At 50.2% G+C, this 19,658-nt stretch carries 16 protein-coding genes and 1 pseudogene; 6 read left to right on the forward strand and 11 right to left on the reverse strand.

The genetic code is table 11. The annotated features are described in order from the left end of the window. Positions 1 to 11: 11 nt before the first annotated feature. The 10 genes from PJI16_18855 to PJI16_18900 all read right to left on the reverse strand — a co-directional run bounded on the left by PJI16_18855 (position 12) and on the right by PJI16_18900 (position 14,172). A complete protein-coding gene (locus PJI16_18855; protein ID MDT3779626.1) occupies positions 12 to 431 on the reverse strand; it encodes a CBS domain-containing protein in 420 nt (139 codons plus the stop codon). A 215-nt stretch (positions 432 to 646) separates the two neighbouring features. Continuing rightward, a complete protein-coding gene (locus tag PJI16_18860; protein MDT3779627.1) occupies positions 647 to 1,285 on the reverse strand; it encodes a hypothetical protein in 639 nt (212 codons plus the stop codon). A 197-nt stretch (positions 1,286 to 1,482) separates the two neighbouring features. Further along, positions 1,483 to 1,950, reverse strand: a complete 468-nt coding sequence (locus PJI16_18865) for a BON domain-containing protein (GenBank protein MDT3779628.1) — start codon at positions 1,948 to 1,950, stop codon at positions 1,483 to 1,485. 112 nt (positions 1,951 to 2,062) lie between these two features. Further along, positions 2,063 to 3,358 carry a YfdX family protein gene (locus PJI16_18870; protein MDT3779629.1) on the reverse strand — a complete coding sequence of 432 codons (1,296 nt, stop codon included), beginning with the start codon at positions 3,356 to 3,358 and terminating at the stop codon, positions 2,063 to 2,065. A gap of 1,137 nt (positions 3,359 to 4,495) precedes the next feature. Then, positions 4,496 to 5,908, reverse strand: a complete 1,413-nt coding sequence (locus PJI16_18875) for a TrkH family potassium uptake protein (GenBank protein MDT3779630.1) — start codon at positions 5,906 to 5,908, stop codon at positions 4,496 to 4,498. Positions 5,909 to 6,135: 227 nt separating this feature from the next. Next, the gene (locus PJI16_18880) at positions 6,136 to 6,531 is read right to left on the reverse strand and encodes a response regulator (protein ID MDT3779631.1); all 396 of its coding nucleotides are present in this window, start codon (positions 6,529 to 6,531) and stop codon (positions 6,136 to 6,138) included. Positions 6,532 to 6,912: 381 nt separating this feature from the next. Next, a complete protein-coding gene (locus PJI16_18885) occupies positions 6,913 to 8,892 on the reverse strand; it encodes an alpha-1,4-glucan--maltose-1-phosphate maltosyltransferase (protein ID MDT3779632.1) in 1,980 nt (659 codons plus the stop codon). A gap of 149 nt (positions 8,893 to 9,041) precedes the next feature. Further along, positions 9,042 to 12,374, reverse strand: coding sequence for a maltose alpha-D-glucosyltransferase (gene treS, locus PJI16_18890; protein ID MDT3779633.1), 3,333 nt, complete (start codon positions 12,372 to 12,374; stop codon positions 9,042 to 9,044). A 183-nt stretch (positions 12,375 to 12,557) separates the two neighbouring features. Then, positions 12,558 to 13,421 (reverse strand): mechanosensitive ion channel family protein, encoded by an 864-nt coding sequence (locus PJI16_18895; protein ID MDT3779634.1) that lies wholly within the window; start codon positions 13,419 to 13,421, stop codon positions 12,558 to 12,560. Between the two features lie 274 nt (positions 13,422 to 13,695). Next, the gene (locus tag PJI16_18900) at positions 13,696 to 14,172 is read right to left on the reverse strand and encodes a DUF4398 domain-containing protein (GenBank protein MDT3779635.1); all 477 of its coding nucleotides are present in this window, start codon (positions 14,170 to 14,172) and stop codon (positions 13,696 to 13,698) included. A gap of 577 nt (positions 14,173 to 14,749) precedes the next feature. Here PJI16_18900 and PJI16_18905 point away from each other — a divergent pair. Next, complete coding sequence (locus PJI16_18905) at positions 14,750 to 15,403, forward strand: Crp/Fnr family transcriptional regulator (protein ID MDT3779636.1); 654 nt, start codon at positions 14,750 to 14,752, stop codon at positions 15,401 to 15,403. Positions 15,404 to 15,639: 236 nt separating this feature from the next. After that, a complete protein-coding gene (locus PJI16_18910) occupies positions 15,640 to 16,023 on the forward strand; it encodes a hypothetical protein (protein MDT3779637.1) in 384 nt (127 codons plus the stop codon). A 1,124-nt stretch (positions 16,024 to 17,147) separates the two neighbouring features. On the opposite strand, the gene PJI16_18915 is transcribed toward PJI16_18910, so the two are convergent. After that, entirely contained in the window at positions 17,148 to 17,375 is a 228-nt protein-coding gene (locus tag PJI16_18915) for a hypothetical protein (protein MDT3779638.1), read from the reverse strand. 266 nt (positions 17,376 to 17,641) lie between these two features. Between PJI16_18915 and PJI16_18920 the strand changes: the two genes are divergently transcribed. From PJI16_18920 to PJI16_18935, 4 genes and pseudogenes are all read left to right on the forward strand, one after another. Continuing rightward, positions 17,642 to 18,226 (forward strand): ferritin-like domain-containing protein, encoded by a 585-nt coding sequence (locus PJI16_18920; protein ID MDT3779639.1) that lies wholly within the window; start codon positions 17,642 to 17,644, stop codon positions 18,224 to 18,226. Between the two features lie 482 nt (positions 18,227 to 18,708). Then, complete coding sequence (locus tag PJI16_18925; GenBank protein ID MDT3779640.1) at positions 18,709 to 18,921, forward strand: hypothetical protein; 213 nt, start codon at positions 18,709 to 18,711, stop codon at positions 18,919 to 18,921. A 27-nt stretch (positions 18,922 to 18,948) separates the two neighbouring features. Then, positions 18,949 to 19,023: pseudogene (locus tag PJI16_18930) on the forward strand (DUF1499 domain-containing protein). Between the two features lie 306 nt (positions 19,024 to 19,329). Further along, on the forward strand, positions 19,330 to 19,539 hold the full coding sequence (locus PJI16_18935; protein MDT3779641.1) for a hypothetical protein: 210 nt from the start codon (positions 19,330 to 19,332) through the stop codon (positions 19,537 to 19,539). The last annotated feature ends 119 nt before the right edge of the window (positions 19,540 to 19,658 follow it).

Below are 19,658 nucleotides of genomic sequence, written 5' to 3' on the forward strand. Positions count from 1 at the left end.
TTGTAATAGGACTATTCCTCATCAATCCCTAAATCCACTCCAAGATACCCTCGTAGAAGGTCGTGCCGGGTATAGGTTTTCGTGACCACTCCATTTTCTTCGACACAGAGATTCAGGAGTTTCTTCTCCTTCATGTTCCTGATTGCCTCTTTAATGGTCGTATCATTGTGGATGAGATAGGGCTCTGTTGACATCACCTGTTGAACGATGACGGTCCTGAGATCCTGCGAATGATCCAGGGCTTTCAATAGATCAAATTCACTGACAAAACCCAGATAGGCTCCGGTCTCATCTAAGACCGGCCCACCAGACAGTTGGGACGACAACAGGGCAATGGCCACTTCCATACATGTCGTTGTCGCGCCAAACCGTAAGGGATTTGTATGGATGAGCTGACCAACAGTCGTGAAATGGGGTTGTGACTGATCCATGGTTCCTCCTTAAGCCCGTTAGAAATAAACACGAAAATTCTGGTGGTAGCCTAATGACCTGTGACCCCAGCCCCAAAGACCAAGATGAAATGGGGCATTCGTCTCTCGTAGGAAAAGCCAAAACCTTATGGATATCCTACGACTTCCCGTAGAGGAATCACAATAAACCAGTCAACACAATCGACCTGGGAATTTTCTAATCCTCCTCCTGATTATCAAGCATTCGGTGCCGTTTCGTGGATCATTGGGCCAGGGTCCTGTAGCAACATCTCTTCATTTTCGAACGTGGCATCAATCAGCATATTGTCCATATTGAAATGAAAAACGGCGGGCATTCTCACTGGAATATTCATGACGGTATGTCGCGTATTTTCATCCACCTCGTAGGTTTGGTTAATCCCACTCTCTGTTTGAATCACGACCCACTTACAATTACCCATGAGGGGTTGCAGTAAATGGCCCTTAAGTGCCCTGCTTCCCTCTGGATAATCAGCTTTATGGAAATCAACATATTGGTTCTTGTCACTGATCACGATTGTGAGTTTGTCGCCTCGTTGCATCGACTGAAATCCTTTCTCCGCCTCAGCTCTTAAAGAGAGAAACAATGGCTCCGGGTGTCCAATAGTGACTTGGATGACATTCGACATGGCCTGTTGGACGGTACCCAGGATGATCTGCTCACGCGGTACCAACAGCTCCCGACCTATCTGTGCCTGTTGGCCAGTTTCGCCCAATGCCAGCGATGGTGGCATTATGCTCAAAGCTAAGGCCAAAAATGCCATCAAGCTTAAGGCTAATGCTAAAAATGCAATGGGAAGAAATATACCAAGGGAAGTCCAGTCGATTTCACCCATGTTCATTCCTTTCCTAACGTTTATCCCTACGAACACGATCGGGGAAGAATACCTGTTTTTTGAATGTGGTCCCCCCTACCAGGACATAAGGAAATTTTCATAAGCTTTGCTCTTGAGTGAGAGCTGATGGCATACCCTCGTGGCATCTCTTCTGGTGATTGGCATCTGCCATTCTTTTCTGCATAGGCACAAACCCTTCACTCAACGCAGACCACTCTGATTTTCTTTAAGAAACTCAGCCTGGTCCGCCTGAGAGGAGCCCTCCCCACATGAATGGCATTGATAACCTTTTTGACTCCGGACACAGATTCAGCCGCTTTGCCCGCCGCAACTCTTTGCGGCTCCTTTTCAACTATTCCGGATAGGGTTACCATTCCATCCTTCGCCCGGACGTGCAATAAATCTTTCTGGAGCATGGCCACATCCCGCAAGCTGTTCCACAGTGCTTTCCGAAGGTTGCGATCCTTCGTAAGAGAAGCCATGCCGATCATCCGATTGCTGCTCGGCGTGCCCCTAGAGTCCGTGTCGTCATTGTCAGTTGTTAACCCGTTAGGCTTTACGGTCTTGTCCTCGCCGTAGAGTGGCTTTTTCTCTGGAGTCACCTTCTCATTGATCAACCCCCATTCCATTCGTCCATCCGTCTGAATCCGTTCCTCGATACCCATTATAACGTTCCTGTCTTCCCAGTCGGCTCCCATCGCTTCCTGGCTCTGTCCCTCATGATGCTGGGTGGTGTTCCGCCATCATGACTAGTGAGTTCCAGCGATGAACATGTGTTTACCAGGACAATTCCTGGAGAACCTGTTGGACATCAGTCTTTACTTTTGCGTACCGAATCATGTTGGATTGTTGGTCATTCATGGGTTCTTTCTGGATGAGGTCGCTCTGTTGTTGAATGGCTTGAATATCCCCCTTTAACCAGCCATCGGCCAACTTCTCCGATGCCATCAGATGCACCTGTACCTTTTCAATGGCCGCCTGAGCTTTCTGGTCTTCATGGGTAATGAATTCGAAAATTTCCGTATAGGTCAAATGAAATGTTGCATCCGTAAGGTCCAGCTTGAGTTTCATCATACTTTGGGGGGACAGGTTGGTCGTGTTGTGTTTCCGTAAGATTTGCCATTCCACCACCGCTTGGGCAGCTTGACCTGCTGTTGGTGCCGTGGTCTTTAGCCAGAGGCTTGGCAAGGCGGGTAGACCTGCCAATCCTTTCTTCCCGGATTCTTGAAGCAAGGTACCGATCTTTCCTGTCATCAGCGTTGCCTCGGATGTGACTTCCCCCTCCGGTTTGAGCCTGTGGCGCGTTAACCAGACCCCCGCTTGCTTAAGGTCGGCTTTCTCGGCTGCAATCTTTCCGGTCGAAAACGTTTCCATGTGACGCCAACGGCTTTTCCGGGCTTGGTCCATTGGAACGACATCCACGCGTAAGGATTTAAACTCAATCCCCGCCTCAGCCTTTTCAAGGACGGCATCCGCTTGCCTGATTTTGTTGTGCCGTAACAACTCCTGGGCTCGGGCTATATGATGATCTGTGACCGTCAACGGTAGAACCTCTTCCGTATACACCAGAGCCTTGTATAGATCCTCAAGATGTGTTTTAGCCGACACCTTGTCTTTGTTGCGGAGACTTCCTTGCGCGGCGATAAGGTGGGCCTTCGCTTCTACCATTGGAACAAAATATTCGAGGTTCGTGAGGGCCAGATCAAGGGGAATGAGGTCCAGGGTGCTTTGACTACTGGATTCATAGGCCAAATTTTTCTTTACCTCCCAAAGTTGTTTCTTGACCTGGGTCGTGAGTCCCGCGTATTTGGTGAAGGCAATCAGGGTTCTGGCATGATGGAGGTCGTTGGTGGTATGGGCGAAGGTTTTATCGTGGAGTGATCCGCGAGCCTGTGCAATCGCGCACAGCACCTTCGCTGCGATCGAAGGCGGCATCCTGGCAGGTTGGAGACAAAGAATTTTGTCTTCCGAGTTATGCAGGTCCTGGATGTGTCCATCCCATCCCCAAGTCGGACTAAAGGACATCGTGAACAATATACCAGTGAGGGTAACTTGAGAGAGTAGCTTTTTCATATTCTGCCTCCTTCGTAAATGCAGGATTCTTTTAAACCCTCGGACGGAACTTTCTTGTTCCCCTAATCTCAGGTATCTCTTTTTGCCATTGTGATTCATCATGATTTGTCTTAATGTAAAACGTAATTTCAACAATGAATTTCCCTGAACAATCAGAGGACTTGTCGGTCCATCGTTTAAGGTTTTCACACCCTGGCGGTTCTTCCTTCTTCCTAAATCAGGCTTCAATGACGCCATTTTGTCTGGATGGGCGATTGTCTGAGCAATCTTGCCGAATTTGGTTCGCACGCACACATTCTCTACCTCGCGCTCAGTGTTCATGACGGAATTTCATTAGAAAAAAGACCTCTTTATGTATGAAGACATGCGATGATATGAACCAATTTCCGGCGGTTTTCGTCCCCACCTTTATCCTGTTTTACAAAGATATGATTCCGGTTTGTTTGGGCATTTTTTTCTTTGTTTCAACCGGCCCGTTCAACGCGATCCCGAGGATATTGTTGAGCGGTTTTTCGCCACATTCAGATGATTCCGGAGCATCGTCGTACCCTTCTGTTATAGAAATAGTATGCTAAGGAATAGGAAAGTTTTCTTCTTTGTTAACCTTCATGCTTAATTGAATACCGCATAAGGCATGCCAAAAAGATACATTCTCAATCATCTCGCAGTGCTCCTCTGAAAAGATGAATGGTTTCAGGATCTACACAGACAGGAGGTCATTGTGCATCCTTCATGGTGTAACCTTCATGGAAAATAAAAGATAATCTTTTCAATATAAAACAGATTGGTTGGTTCATCCTTTGTGAAGCGAGAAGTAATGAATGGGTTACACGACGTACGCTTATTTGAGTTTGAAAAATCATCGAAGGCATTCTCTTTAGCCAGCATGGGATGCGCGAAAATGCACTTTAACCACGGAGCGAAATAGCTCAATTTCAGGAATTGTAATCTTGTTTGATTTGGAATTAGATTTGAATGTGACCGGCCACTTGAGGCCTGGTCATCGCAGATGAAAAACGCTAAGAATGGTGAAGGGGAGGCTGGTTTCTATATTTATGGGTTTTTCCGGATTGCAGAACTTGGAGGAAATGGCTGAAAGCGTGGGTTGTGTGAGGAGTTTTTTCGAGGCGTCTCTTCCTAACCTATCGCCACTTTGGCTTGAGGAAAACGATAAAGCATGCGGATAGGTGGTGTGAGGGAAACGAGCCCGACCAGGAGGGGTCCGAATCTTCCAAGGAGCATGCTACATAGAATAATGACTTTTCCGAAATCCGTTAAGTTTGCCGAGAGACTGAGCACGCCTCCGTTTCCGACGGAAAACCCAACCGTTCCCAATGCGGAGGCCACTTCAAACATCAGAGCCAAAAAAGGTTTATTTTCAATAAAGGCGAGAAAAAACGTTAATGTGGTGACGGCTCCAATGGCCAGGAACATGATAGCCAGAGCTTGTAGGACGAGATGGGAAGGCATCCGCCGGTAATGAAACTCCACATCCAGTCGTTTTCGGAATACGGCCCAGACCGATAAACACACAATGCCGAATGTGGTGGTTTTAATTCCTCCAGCGGTTCCTCCTGGTGATCCCCCGATGATCATCAGCAAAATCAACATATACAATGTGCTGGGGCGGAGGAGGCTCAGATCCAGCGTATTGAATCCTGCAGTCCGGGCCGCTCCCGAGTGAAAGGCGGCAACCATGGCTCCGGCTGAGGGAGTTTGTGAGCCAAGCGTCGCAGGACTATTCATTTCCAATAGGAAAAATCCTATCGTACCAATCACCCATAAACCTATCGAAATGAGTAAGGCCAGTCTTGTATGGGTTTGAATCCGAAACCGCTTTTTCTGGTAAAATTCCAAGAGGTCGCGGAAGACAATAAACCCGATGCCGCCTAGTACCAGAAGGAGGGTGATGGAGGCATTCACGATGAAATCGCCACCATAGGGGATCAGGTTTCGAGAAAATGTCGAAAACCCTGCATTGTTAAAGGCAGAAATGGCGTGAAAAATACCATGCCCCAATGCGTCTAATACGGGCATGTCCTGGGAAAACCGTGCGGCGAGTATCAAGGCCCCCACCCCCTCAAGAGTAAAGGTAATGATCAGAATTGTTTTCACAAAACGAATCAATCCAGCCAAATCCAATGAACTGAACGCCTCGGCCACCATCATGCGGTTTCGTAATCCAATGCGTTGGCCCACGGCGATGAGAAGGAGCGTCGCGAGCATTGCATACCCTAACCCGCCTAATTGGATGAGTGTCAGAATGACGATCTTTCCGAATAAGGTGAAATCTTTTTCCGTGTCCGCCACAATTAGGCCCGTCACGGTGACGGCTGAGGTTGCGGTAAAGAGGGCGTTGAGAAAACTTAATGGCTTGCCGGGAGTCGTGGCCAATGGGGTTTTCAACAAGAAGGTTCCTGCGACGATGAGTCCCATGGCGCCCAGCGTGACGAGTTGGCCGGCTGAGAGGTGGTGGTGGGGAAAAAACCGCCGAATTATGGTGCTCGGAATCCAAGAGCTTCGAGGAGTTGGAAGTGGCAATGGAGGCATTATGGAAGCCAGGGAAGTGGATTTAATTCACTGGAGGCGGGGGTAAAAAACCGTGGGAAAACTCAGGCCGCGAATCTAGAGTGAAATTGTGCGAATGGGCTCCTCCGCAGGTTGTCTTCATGGGCGACATGATTTCCAGGGGGAAACAAGGGGAGAAGAGCATATTGCAAGAAAACCAGTGGGCAATCTTGTCCGAGGTGTAGTTTTTCTGTCAAGAGGGGCAAGCATCAGGCGGCCTGAGGAAAAATTCCTTGCTCAAGAAGTTGGAGGAGGTCACTGTGATGATAGGGCTTGGGCAGGACCGCGAACGCTCCTTCACTCAGGACCTGATGTCGGAACTCATCGGACCAGGTTGCGGTAATCAGAATGAACGGAATGGCCCGGTTCATAAAATTTAGTCGAAGTTCTTGAAGAAGTTGCAGCCCATTCATTCCTGGCATCAGGTCGTCAGACAAAATCGGGCCGATGGAGGGGTGTTGCTGAATCAAGGAGAGGGCCTCCATCCCATTCCCTGCTTCCAGACATGTGTACCCATTGATTTCAAGCCTGAGTTTCAGCAGCCATCTGGGGTCTGGTTGATTCTCAACGAGGATAATCGTCCGATGTTTAGAAAAAGAAGGCAATGAGTCTTATACAAGGATATCCATATCCTGGGAGAACTCCATGTGTAGGACAACATATCTGCAAGGGATATTCCAGAATGCTCTTCAGAGCCTATTGTCATATGGGCTAGAGGGCATCCCTTTATCAATCGGTTTTTACAGATATATTTAGAATTGCCGGAAAAAGATTCGGGGAAGAACATGTGAGGGCCTCAGAAAAGGAGAAATATTGTCTCTATCGGAGACAATCTGTTTTTTTCTGGTGGACAGGTCTCGCTGGAGGTTCCTACGCGAAAGGAATTACATCCTGAATGGTTAGCGAACAGATGGAAATTGAGGCCCCTGCCGATGTCTGGCAGGGGCCGATTCCCCGAACGGGGAAAAATCGTGGACAGGTTCACCTTACATGAAGTAGTCGAATTCGCTTTCACGACGGGTCCGGCGGCGGAGCGCGAAAATAGCGGCTGGTTCGTCGTGAGGATCCAATCGAATGGTGTAGTCACCCCCCACGACTTGATGGCGGTAATCTTGGATGAGTTCATGCAGTTGATACGTGTCCTGTTCACCAATGCCGCATTCGTCAATCGGAATATGCAGACGAGCCTCGTGTACCGTATAGGGATCCATATTGACCGCAAACAACAGGATGTCTGTCTTGTCCGCATTCATTTTCCCATAAAACAAAATATGGTCGTTGTCGGATTGGTAAAATTCCAAGTTGGTAAAGGTGTGCAGGGCAGGGTGATCCCGTCGGATCTGGTTAATGCGGGTGATATAGTCACGGATGTTTCCGGGACGATCCCAATCCCAATGCCGGATTTCATATTTTTCCGAATCCTGATATTCCTCGGTTCCGGGAATTGCTTTATTCTCACACAGTTCATAACTATTGTAGATCCCGTAGGTGGGGGAAAGCGTGGCGGCCAGCACGAGCCGGAATTTAAAGGCCGGTCGACCTCCCTGTTGGAGAATTTCCGGAAGGATGTCCGGTGTATTGGCGAAAAAGTTCGGTCGGAAATACTCCTGCATTTGAGTTCGGGTTAATTCGGTCAGGTATTCGGTCATTTCTCCTTTTGAATTTCGCCAGGTAAAATACGTGTATGACTGGGTGTAACCGGCTTTCGCCAGGACCCGCATCATTTTAGGCCGGGTGAAGGCTTCCGCCAGAAACAACACATCAGGATGTTCCAACTGGATTTCCCGAATGAGCCATTCCCAAAAGATGACGGGTTTGGTGTGGGGATTATCCACTCGAAAAATCTTGACTCCATGCTCAATCCAAAAAAGGAGAATCCGCTTCATTTCCTGCCAGATGCCCTGCCAAGCTTCGGTATAGAAATCAAACCCGTAAATGTCTTCATATTTTTTGGGAGGGTTCTCCGAAAATTTAATGGTCCCGTCCGGTCGTTGCTTGAACCATTCCGGATGTTGTGTGACGTAGGGATGATCCGGGGTGGCATTGATGGCGAAATCTATGGCGACTTCCATCCCGTGGCTCCTGACGGCTTGCTGGAAATGGTCAAAATCTTTCATTGTCCCGAGAGCCGGCTCGACGGCATCATGCCCGCCATGTCGACTCCCGATGGCCCAGGGACTACCCGGTTCGCCAGGTTTGGCCTTCAAGCTATTGTTGCGGCCCTTCCGATTAGTTTCTCCGATGGGATGAATCGGCGTGAGATAGAGCACATCGAATCCCATATCCCGGATAGCCGGTAGGCGTTGTTCGCAATCCTTGAAGGTTCCCCCTTTCCCGGCCTCGGTTCCTTCTGACCGGGGAAAGATTTCATACCAGGCGCCATATCGGGCGCGCTCACGGTCGACGATCACTTCTAATTCCCTCTCATAGGTGGACCAGGCAGCCCGCTGTTCGTGCCGGTCGACGAGTGTGGCTACAATGGGATCCAGGGCGATTGCAATCCGGGTTTCCTGGTCCGGAGCAGACTTCCATTTTTCCAACCAAACTTTCAGCGCGGATTTATCGGGACCTTTGGCTCTAGTCATGGCCTCTTTGACTTGCGCCTCTCCTTCCAATAATTCACTGGACAGGTCCGGAAGCACCCCGTGTTTCTTGGTCAGTTCAATCCGCCAGGTCTCAAAACTTTTGACATAGGCTCCCACGGAATAGAGATATCGGGTATTTTCTGAGAGGAGAAATGATCCAGCCCACCGGTCATTATCGACATGATGCATAGGGCTTTCCGACCATTCCTTCTGCCCCAGCAATTTGTAACGAAGGACGGCTCCGATGGTGTCGTGTCCTTCCTTGAAAACGTCAGCCGTGACTTCCAGGATCTCCCCGACGATCCGTTTGACCGGATAGCGTCCCGCATCCAGTTCCGGCTCGACATGTTCAATGATCAGGGTTTGTAACGATTTAGGCATGTTGGACATGAGCACTCCTTGGTGATTGGCTTTTTGACTACTCGTGAAGAGGAAGGTGTGAGTTTGTCCTCCGCCAGGAAAATCTGATGTATTTAAACCCTTGCCGGGTGTCAGCCGGACGTCCGGTTTAAGCCACCGTTTCCGGAATATCAGTCAACTTCTAAAATTTGGAGAATGCCGTCAAGGGGGATACGCACCCAATCGGGCCGGTTATTGAGTTCATAGCCGAGTTCATAGATCGCTTTTTGGAGTAAATAACCATTCAGCAAAATTTGAATATCGTCGGAGGACGGGGGCAGAATGTCACGGACTTCCTTGATTGACAAATACGCTTTGAGATAGCTGACGCTGACCCATCGTTGCCAGTAGCGGGCCCAAGGTTCGAGTAAGGAAAAGTCTTCCGGTCGAACACCCTCGACCAATCCGATTGAAGAGGCAAGCGCCGCATAATGAAAGGATCGCAACATGCCCGCGACGTCGCGCAGCGGAGATTCCTTGAGTCGTCTGACATTCAATGGTCTGGCCGGTTCGCCCTCAAAATCAATAATGATGAAATCTTTTCCGGTATAGAGCACCTGACCGAGATGGTAGTCGCCATGGCATCGGATGCGGGTGCAGGTGAGTTTCCGGTCCCGTATGTTTAAGAGACGTTTGCGTAAGCGGCCTTCTCCTTCCAGCACGTGTTTTGCCAGGGTTTGCACGGGTTCCTGGAGCCCTTTGACCTGGGTGCGAAGAAGGGGAAAGTTCATGTTCACCGTGCCCAACATGCTCTGATACAAGCCCCGCCGGTAAAAATCTGTAAATGGTTCCGGTTTAAATTCGGAATCATCAGAGTCGGAGGCGAGCGCAGCATGCAGTTCTCCTGTTCGAAGGCCCAACAACCGTGCTTCTTCCAGATAGGGACCAATCCATTCGCGGGCGCCCGTCGGAATCTCCTCGTCCACCAGGGCCATAAGAGATTTCTGAGGAATTGACGAGTCGGTGATGGCTGTGGAGTGGGTGAGCGCTTCTTCCAAGTATCGACTCAGTTCATCCAACGTGAATTTCCAGGCGTCTCCTTCATTTTGCATGAATTTTTGTAAGATGCCAAACGTCAGGAGATCGCCATTGTCCCGTTGATATTCGATGGCTCCAGCCAGGGGCGCGATGTGCGGAAATCCTTTGTTCGTTAAAAACCGTCCGATTTCAAAGTCAGGATTCACGCCGACTTCGGCCCGTCGGTAGAGCTTGAGGATGAAGTCATGTCCAAACAAAACCGAGGAGTTGCTTTGTTCACCTTTGAGCAAGGTGGGTTCCAGTGTCGGGACCTCTTTCTGAAGTTGCCGCCGGAAAATTTTCGTGGCTTGGGTGACCAAATCGCCCACTGGACCGGTAAATCGGCGATTTCGGGAAATACTGTCCAATAGCATTTTTTGAAACTCCCGATCCCACATGGCATCGATGAGTAGGCCTTCCTGGTCACCGTCTTTCATTTTGACTCGCACCCGTGCAATAGCGGCCGGAGAATCCACCAGTGGGGCCATATGTTCGGCCGGGAGATACTTCAAGGGTAGAAGGTATGTCTCGGGTTCTCCTTCGGTGTATTCCACGCGGATGAGGGCGAGGACGGCCAAGGGATCCTCTTGCGGAAGGGGGATCGCTTCCGTGATTTCCACGAATTGCATGGTGCGGGCTTTGCCTCCAAACCACCGGCGGCCTTGCAGGTACTGAGGTAACACATTTTCGAGTTTGACTTTTTCCCGTTTATGGATGAGGTTATCCCAATCTTTTGGGATGGTAATGGTTGGTAAGCCCTGTTCGGTCTTCCCCTGAGAATCGAGTTGTTTGGATTCAACCGGTTCCAAGGCAAACCAGTAAAATGCGTGCCCGCTCAGGGTGAGCAGATAAGGCAAATCGCCGATGGCCGGAAATTTACTCCGTCCGAACAAGGTCATGGGGCGCCGTCCTTTGAATTCCGCGAGATCGAGTTCGACCCATTGGGCGTGGCGGGATAAGTTCACGGCAACCAGAATGGTTTCGTCCTGATAACGCCGGAGGAAAACCAGGACTTTCCGATTGGAGGGATGGAGAAACTCAATGGATCCACGTCCGAAGACCTTATAGCGTTTCCGCAAGGAGACGATGCGCTTCATCCACCAGAGAGGGGATTGCGCGTTATTTTGTTGCAGTTCGACATTGACGGCTTCGTAATGATATTCAGGGTCAATAATAATTGGCAGGTAGAGTTTTTGTGGATTGCCATAGGAAAATCCGGCATTGCGGTCGGCACTCCATTGCATGGGAGTGCGGACCCCGTTCCGGTCGCCTAAATAAAAATTGTCGCCCATCCCGATCTCTTCCCCGTAATAAATGCATGGAGTCCCTGGCATCGAAAATAACAGGCTGTACATCAGTTCAATTTTTTTACGGTCATTCCCGAGGAGCGGGGTCAAGCGTCGACGGATCCCCAAATTGATCCTGGCCTGCTTGTCATGGGCAAAGACCCGGTACATGTAATCACGTTCTTCATCCGTCACCATCTCCAGGGTGAGTTCGTCGTGATTGCGCAAAAAGAGCCCCCATTGGCAGGATTCCGGAATGGCAGGAGTCTGGTCCAAAATATCGATGATGGGAAAGCGATCTTCCATTTGCATCGACATGAACAGGCGGGGCATCAAGGGAAAATGGAAGTTCATGTGGCATTCATCGCCCTGCCCGAAATAGGCTGCGGCGTCTTCCGGCCATTGATTGGCTTCCGCGAGAAAAAACCGGTTTTTGAATTTTTTATCGACGTGCGTCCTCAGCGTTTTGAGAAACGCATGAGTTTCCGGGAGGTTTTCGCAATTGGTCCCTTCCCGCTCAAAGAGATAAGGCACGGCATCCAATCGCAAGCCGTCCACACCCAATTCCAGCCAGAAATCCAGGACCCCAAAGATTGCCTTTCGCACCTCGGGGTTGTCGTAATTCAGGTCCGGCTGATGAGAAAAAAAACGATGCCAGAAATACGCTTTGGCCACGGGATCCCAGGACCAGTTTGAATGTTCGGTATCTTTGAAAATAATGCGGGTATCGGAATACAGTTCAGGGGTCTCACTCCAGACGTACCAATTTCGCCATTTACTGCCGGGGGGAGCTTTCCGTGCGCGCTGAAACCAGGGGTGTTGGTCTGAGGTGTGATTGACCACTAATTCTGTAATCACCCGTAATCCACGGCGGTGGGCCTCCCGGACAAACGCCTGGAAGTCACGCCTGGTTCCATACTGTGAATGAATATTTGTGTAGTCGGAAATGTCATAGCCATCGTCCCGGAGGGGAGATGAGCAAAAGGGGAGAAGCCAGATCGCGGTCACACCCAGATCCTGGAGATAATCGAGTTTCTGGGTAAGCCCTTTGAAATCACCGATGCCATCGGCGTTACTATCGCAAAACGCCCGAACATGGAGTTCATAAATAATGGCATCTTTGTACCACAGCGAATCATTCTCGAGTGTGTCGACAATCATGGATAGGCCTTTCCTCAATCCTGTCTATACTAATTGTTTCCCGGCCGTACACAGGAAGTGCGGTCTCGATATGGGTTGTGATGTCGCAATATTTGGCTGGACGTCTGTTCAGCGAGAATGCTGAAAAAGATAAACGAGTAACACTGATTTACCATATAAATGGATGGAAATGCCAATCCATTGTTAATGGGTGGAATGCGTTTCTTGTGTGATGAGACGGGGGGCAAAGGAGAATTCAGCAAGGAATTTTCGAAGGATGGCTTGTTCCAGGCGTGAAGGATATTGAGTGGGGCAGGGGACGCGGAGTAATAAATTGATGCGGCCGGGCTCAGGCAACTGAATGGTGACCCGTGGTTCAACGGAGGGGGCGTCTAACCACAGCTTGCCTTCGAGTTTTTTGAGATAGGTCCTTGCCTCATTGATAAACGGGGCGGCTTCTTCTTCTCCGGCTTGCAGCAGCAAGCGTTCGGCGGTTTTCCAATCATCATCGGTACTCAAGGGAACCGTCACAATATGGAGACGGTATTTCTTTGAATAGGTTTCATTTGTTAGGGGGTGATCGAAAATAAAGCTGTTGGGAATGACCATGGCCCGCCCTGTATATTGATGAGAGGTTTGGCCTGGTCCGATTTCCAGAACCGTGGTCGTCAGGGCGTTGTGGTCAACCACGTTTCCTCGAATACCTCCAATTTCGATGCGATCACCCAACGAATAGGTTTTGGTCAGCACTCGAAGGGCCGATCCGCTCAAGCAATCAATGATTTCCTTGGTGGCCAGGACGAAGGCCACGGCGACAGCAAATACGGAGACGGCAAAGGTTTGGAGTTGCGGTGCCCAAATAAAAATCATCCCGAGAATAAACAGAAAGAGCAGGCCATTTCTGAGATTGACCGCCCACCGTCTCTGTGTTTCCACGGAAAGCTCGGTTGTCCGGAAAAGACTGTGATGGATCCCCATCCTGACGATGACAATGATTAAGAAGAGGAAGAACGTACTCAGGCCGTAACGGATGACCATATTGCCGGTCGGATCTACGATGTCTTCCACGGGTGGCTCCTCAAGACTGATGTATGAACTGGACGGGTTGAGATCAACAGAAACTTCATGAGAGTCTCAGGCATAATTCCAACCTGATCGATTGGGAAAAGGCGAAAGTCCAAGAGCTGGCAGATGAACGAAATACAGGTGAATCACAATCCAACGGGTCAAGCTGAAGGCGAATATTCAAGAGCAGTCAGGGGGCAGATCATGTTCAAAAATAACAACCACCCTGCTCAGATCATACTGTATTTGTTCTCCTAAACAAAGGGGTTTGATTGAGTTAGGGAACTGAAGGCCCACCCCTTCTCCTGTGGTTCCGGAAGGGGTCGTCTCCGTTGGTGAGACGGAATTCTTCAAGGTCGCTGTGGTGCGAAAGAAAAGGTGGAGGGTCTTGGTCTGACATTGAAGTTTTCTGTTTTTCCTCTTGTGCCAGAGAGAGAGCTTCACGGGCATCGATTTGTGCCAACATCATTAACCGGGTGGCCATGGAATAATCCCGAGCCCAGAATACCTTTCTGGATTGTTCATGAAATTCTTCTTCCGCAATCGTCAGCTCACTATCCGCTAAACTGTAGAGATCAGGCGCGAAGACCAAGGCTCCCTCTCTCCTGGCATTTTCCACTGCCTGACGGGCTACCTGCAATTCGTGGATGGGTGGATCCTGACAGCCGGTTATTAAAAGACTCAAGCCGAACAAGACCACATACAGTTCCCCACGGGAGAGTCTGCAAGCCCTCGTAACACATTTCCTTATCACGGGGTTCTCTTTTAACAAAATGGACCTTGTTTTTGAAAAATTTTCGGGAAGGCCGGAAAGGCTTCTCATCGCAATCAAAGTTTGATCTAGCAAATCCTACGCCAATGGTGAATGAAGAAAGCTGTTGGTAGATGCCTGATTTTACAGTTGTTTTTTAGGAAATGGTTCATGGATTTTGGACACCTTGGCTCCTGTTTGGAACCTTTGTCCAGATCTGATTTTGGAAGGAGAAGGAGTCACAGAATGTGGTGTGGTGATTCTTCACCAGGGAATTTCCGGTTGCCATGGGGAGAAGGAGGGGTTTTCCTGAGGTGCCAGGGAAATCTGTGGTTCTGCTTGTACCTTGGCATTTTCAGAGTGGAATGGCCGCAAATGACCAGGGGGGTGTGGGTAGAACGGTTGGTCAAAAGGTTGGCCCTATCGTCCCAGGAAAGACTCCTGAGCCCTCGCTTCAGACTTCAAGATATGTCTTGCTCAAATTGTATTTAGGGAATAATATTTTGATTGACCAGGTTTTTGCTCGAATCTCCCTCTTCCTTATAAAAATTCTACTTCAGGCTCTCAAAGGAGGCAGCCTATGGAAGGCAAGTCGGAATCTCCCTTTAATCTCCAGTTATTCCTGACGCAAAGCGGTTACGGGAAAACAATTTTGACAGTCCGTCCAAAGCAGACGCTCTTTTCACAAGGGGATGTCGCGGATGCTGTGTTCTATATTCAGTCCGGCCAGATCAAACTTTCGGTGGTCTCGAAGCAGGGGAAAGAAGCCGTGGTCGGGATCGTGGAGTCTGCGGGGTTTGTAGGGGAAGGTTGCCTCGCCGGGCAGCGGGTGTGCATGGCCACGGCGACAACCCTGGAGGACTGCACTCTGGTTAGAATATCCAAGGAGGCGATGATCCGGGCGCTCCATGACGAACCCACCTTCTCCACGTTCTTCATGGAACATCTTCTTGCTCGCAACGTCCGTATCCAGGAGGACTTGGTGGATCAGCTGTTTAATTCGGCTGAGAAGCGGCTGGCGCGTGTGCTGTTGTTAATGGCCCATTTTGGCAAAGAGGGCAAGCCGGAACCGGTCCTTGCAAAGGTCAGTCAGGAAATGCTTGCCGAGATGATCGGCACGACGCGCTCCCGCGTCAGTTTCTTCATGAATAGATTCAGAAAATTGGGCTTCATCGAGTACAACGGCGGTTTGCATGTGCACAGCTCCCTCCTCAATGTCGTCCTCCACGACTAGGTTTCCATTCCGTTTCCCATCCCTTGGATCAGTGACGCGGGACTGAGACAGTCGGCGTTCCAGCAGTGCCACCGTTTCAATTCTTTATGACTGAGCAAAATTGACCAGACGACACATGAGGCAGGTGTTAACGTGAAGGAGTTTGGTCAGAAAAATTATCCACCAGGCAGGACATGGTTCTGCTTGCGCATCAGGTTTGTGACGCACTGATGTGTGTAATTTAAAGGAGGTTGGTGATGAACGTATGTAAAGTACTCGGTGGAGTCGCATGTGTGAGCCTGTTGCTGGGAACGGGAGCCTTGGCTGAGATGGTGGGGGGGGAAACTGGAACTTCCAAAAACCCCGAAGACAATGTACCGGCGAAGATTCAACGAAGCACTGCAGGAGGTCAAGAAGAAAGTTTCGCGGACGGCAGTGGGCCGGGGACACGCAGTGACGAACTCGTGGGAACGAAAAAGGTGGTCCCCGATCCGGTCACCAAAGAGGAGCTGGAACAAAACGTTGAAAAGACTCATGAGGGTGGAGCCGCTGTGGCAGCAGAAGAACTCTTGGAGAACAGCGAAGAATCTCTCAAAGATATTTCTGCTCAAAACGCTCATAAGGACATGAAGAAAAAGTAACCAAAGAAGGATCTGCAACATGCCGATCCTCCCGTAAAGAAGTAAGCGGGCTACAAGTCAGAAGGAATGCCAATGCCAACCTGCCTGTCAACCGGGCAGGTTGGGCACCTCCGGAAATCACTTGTCTATCCTCAGTCAGCACCAGCATAAGTCAACCGGGCCATTCCGGATGAGTCAACCATTGGCCGGATCGCCTCTCAGAATGTAGTCCGACCGCGCTCGGTTCGTGATCTCCGTGGTCTGTTTTCACAAGTTCGTTGGTACCCGTCCTTTCCCCCTACCTCCGACTTGATAAAGTGCGCGGACGGTCGTATTCCATTGCCTGTCTTGTGCACTCATTGTGCAATCGATTCCCCAATTTCTACCGTCAATCCAAGGCTTTTCTCTGAATGCCTGCCATCCTTTGCGTTAGAACACCGATGGACGCAGGATCGTGAGTCCTTACTGTGAGCCATAAGGAACAGACGAGAAGGGATGGGGCTGATAGGGTTGAGTATGGCCGCTCGTGGCATGCACATATGCGGTGAACAATCATGGAAAACGGAGGTGGAGATGAACCCTACTCCTCGTTATCCTAATAATTTTCCAACCTGAGCAATTTTGACCAGACAGCGTCCGGTCTTCTCGCCATAATGGTCAATCACGGGAAGTTAAGGGCTGATAAGGGCCGATTCGAAGCGAAAATAAAACGATCACCATCTCACACTAAAAAAAAGGCCTCACATGTCAAGCATCGAAGGGTGAACACAATGAGCCAGGAACGTTTGTTGATCCTTAATCAGGGGGGAGCGCATGATGAATAGTAATCAATCAAACGAAGCCAATACTCTTTCCTCGTCTCACTCAGTTATCTCACTTTCCCTCGATTCGGCATTCACATGTCCCAGGTGCCAGGGCCTGTTTGTTCGTGTTTTGCACGGACATATACGACGGCACTGGTGAGAATGGATTTTGGGCTCTACGGTGTCTCCAGTGTGGAGAGCTTCTTGACCCCCTGATTCTCGAACATCGAAACACGACATCCCAGGTAGTCCAAGGGGGGCGAACCCGTCAGCAATTCCCCATGGCCATGGCTTAATCAATACCATTCATCCCTCCAAAAACCGCACGCCGGCGGGACACAATTATGGTCGAATGAGGACCGATAGGCAGAAGATCGCGCCATTCTGTTGGAATAGTCCGGCCCAAATCCAATTCCAATCGCGCAAGCGCCCACCAGCACCTAATGCTGTTAGGGGATCAATTCTTCCCACCTGAGCAATTTTGACCAGACTGTTGCCGATCGTCCCGCCATAATGATCAAGCCAGGGGAATTGGAGATGACAGAGCCCGATTGATATGACACCCGTCATCGTCTTCCTATCCATTGAATGAGTCTTCAGGAACATGGGCAGATAGGCGGGGTTTATTTCGATCATCCTCATGAATGGGTGGGAATACCTGCATCTCCTTGACTATAAGCCTTGGAGTAGGGCGTCCTCCATTGAGAAGTTTTTCTCCAATATGATTGGGCAGTCAGTGGAGGAACGGTTGCAGCTATGTGGGAGGATGCAAAAAGGCCTTGGGCGACATGTGAGCGTTAGAAGAGAACCGCCGGCTCCCCGCCAAAGGAGAAATCATGAAAAAGAATGGAATCGTGAAAGAAACTATCGGGCTGGCTGAGGTGAAGATGCGTTGGGCACGGGAACGAAAAGGGCTTGGGAATGGCCCCATGACCGCTGGGTTCAATATCCCGGCGAACAGGGTGGTCAAGTTGCTCAATAGAGCACTCGCCACAGAAATCGTCTGCGTCCTTCGCTATAAGCGCCACAACTTCATGGCCGCGGGGATTAGCTCCTTCAGTTCGAAGGCTGAGTTTCTCCACCACGCGGTGCAGGAACAAGCCCATGCTGATCAATTGGCCGAACGCATTGTCCAACTTGGGGGAAAGCCGAATCTGTCTCCCGACGGGTTCCTGAACCGGAGTTACCCGGAATATGTTGAAGGGGAGTCATTGAGGGAGATGATTGCGAAAGACCTGATAGCCAAGCGCATTGCGATTAACAGCTATCGGGAACTGGTCGCCTCCGTCGGGGCGCATGATCCCACGACCTCTCACATCTTGGAAGGGATCCTTGCGCAGGAAAAAGAACATGCAGGGGACAGAGCAAGCCTCCTGAAGATATTGGGCCCTGAACCGATGCCTCATCGACCGATCCGCTAAGTAGGCAGGACGGCAGGGTTCATAAGCGGGAAATGGTTTATTTTCGTGTTGCGCGGATGGTCGTGAAACTGGAGTGCGAGGGACGCAAATTTTGGATCAACCAGCCAGCATGGTCACGAGGCCCAAGTAAGGTCGGGCCCCAACACAACACATCATTCATGGGCTCTGTGTGCTTTGGCTTCCGAAAGAGAAAGATGCCTTGGTCTCCAAAGCGAGAACCAGTCGTGTTTGTCATCAGACTTGTTATCGAGGATCAACCATGGAGCTAAGGCACCTGACACAGGCCTTCGCGGTCCCAGGTGGCAGTTAAACACGAAGACCTTTTTGGGTAGATCCCTATCCCGGAATAATACCTATGGTCTGACCGCATCGGACCGTAGTGGGTTTGGTTTCTGAAACGGAGTTTGACGGTGATCGCCACTTACACGGCTGGTCCTGGCACGTGGATCTCGTCGATGAGGCCGTGGAAGACGTGAATTTCGATGCGATTTCGTCAAGCTATGGATTCTGACCTGTTACCACTCTACGCGCCTCTGAGATTGGGAGGGAATTCAGAAAACGGGGTAAACGTGGTGGTGGGGGCCGTCTATTCGACCTATTGTCCCGACCAAGCCCTGCAATTTGGTGATGCTGTGGTGTGTGGCGGCGATACGCTCGGTGCCCTTAGCTATGCATTTTTCTCTGTTCATCATTAGGCAATTTTGATCGGATGCCAATCTGACCGGTCGGGATCACGGGTCGGCTACTCCGATTTTGGTGTCAACCGAAAGCGAAGGGAGGAAGTTCGAAATCTGCTGGAGGGCCGGCTCAATCCACGTGTGGGCTCATATAAACAATCCGCAACCTCTGAAGGAGGTCGGGAAATCACCTCTTCTCGCCACATCAGCGTCCCGGCTTGCCATAACGCGCAGGGAGAACAAAGTGCGCATTGCTTATCAAGAGTGGAATTTCCTCAGGGTTGGGATAAGGTGCCACTCGGCTGCACTGTGGCGTTTCGCATCAGTGAGCAATTTTGACCAGATCTCATGCTATCTCTTTGCTATGCTTTGAATGGACTAACAAACGCAACCCCTCTCGCATCCTTGGCTATAGGAGGAGACGTTATGACCTGCCGATCTGCCCGATTGTTTTTAAACCCTGCCCCACTGAATCTGGTCTACTGCCGTATGTGTGGCTCGACCGATTTGCAACTGTCCTGTTCATCAAAAACCTTTGGACCACACATGTGTTTGATTTGTGTCCAGTCCCTGATTGAGTTGGGAACGGCAAAGCAATCTGGCCCTGTGCCATTGCGTGAACTTGTACGTACCTGAGCTATGTGCCGCACGGGGGCCTGGCCGGACCCACTGGGCGCTTGATGGAACCCCTTGTGGCGGCGGGGCCGCTTCTCCGGTCCGAAACAACCGCGGTCACGTACTCATTTAAATTCACG

The organism is Nitrospira sp. MA-1 (assembly GCA_032139905.1).
In the GTDB taxonomy this organism is placed as follows: Bacteria; Nitrospirota; Nitrospiria; order Nitrospirales; family UBA8639; genus Nitrospira_E.

Coding starts and splice junctions, on each gene's coding strand:
- PJI16_18925 (MDT3779640.1), top strand. CDS start 18,709: ATGCGATTTCGTCAAGCTATGGATTCTGACCTGTTACCACTCTACGCG.
- PJI16_18865 (MDT3779628.1), bottom strand. CDS start 1,950: ATGGGTATCGAGGAACGGATTCAGACGGATGGACGAATGGAATGGGGG.
- PJI16_18855 (MDT3779626.1), bottom strand. CDS start 431: ATGGATCAGTCACAACCCCATTTCACGACTGTTGGTCAGCTCATCCAT.
- PJI16_18870 (MDT3779629.1), bottom strand. CDS start 3,358: ATGAAAAAGCTACTCTCTCAAGTTACCCTCACTGGTATATTGTTCACG.
- PJI16_18905 (MDT3779636.1), top strand. CDS start 14,750: ATGGAAGGCAAGTCGGAATCTCCCTTTAATCTCCAGTTATTCCTGACG.
- PJI16_18920 (MDT3779639.1), top strand. CDS start 17,642: ATGAAAAAGAATGGAATCGTGAAAGAAACTATCGGGCTGGCTGAGGTG.
- PJI16_18935 (MDT3779641.1), top strand. CDS start 19,330: ATGACCTGCCGATCTGCCCGATTGTTTTTAAACCCTGCCCCACTGAAT.
- PJI16_18875 (MDT3779630.1), bottom strand. CDS start 5,908: ATGCCTCCATTGCCACTTCCAACTCCTCGAAGCTCTTGGATTCCGAGC.
- PJI16_18860 (MDT3779627.1), bottom strand. CDS start 1,285: ATGGGTGAAATCGACTGGACTTCCCTTGGTATATTTCTTCCCATTGCA.
- PJI16_18885 (MDT3779632.1), bottom strand. CDS start 8,892: ATGCCTAAATCGTTACAAACCCTGATCATTGAACATGTCGAGCCGGAA.
- treS (MDT3779633.1), bottom strand. CDS start 12,374: ATGATTGTCGACACACTCGAGAATGATTCGCTGTGGTACAAAGATGCC.
- PJI16_18915 (MDT3779638.1), bottom strand. CDS start 17,375: ATGACGGGTGTCATATCAATCGGGCTCTGTCATCTCCAATTCCCCTGG.
- PJI16_18910 (MDT3779637.1), top strand. CDS start 15,640: ATGAACGTATGTAAAGTACTCGGTGGAGTCGCATGTGTGAGCCTGTTG.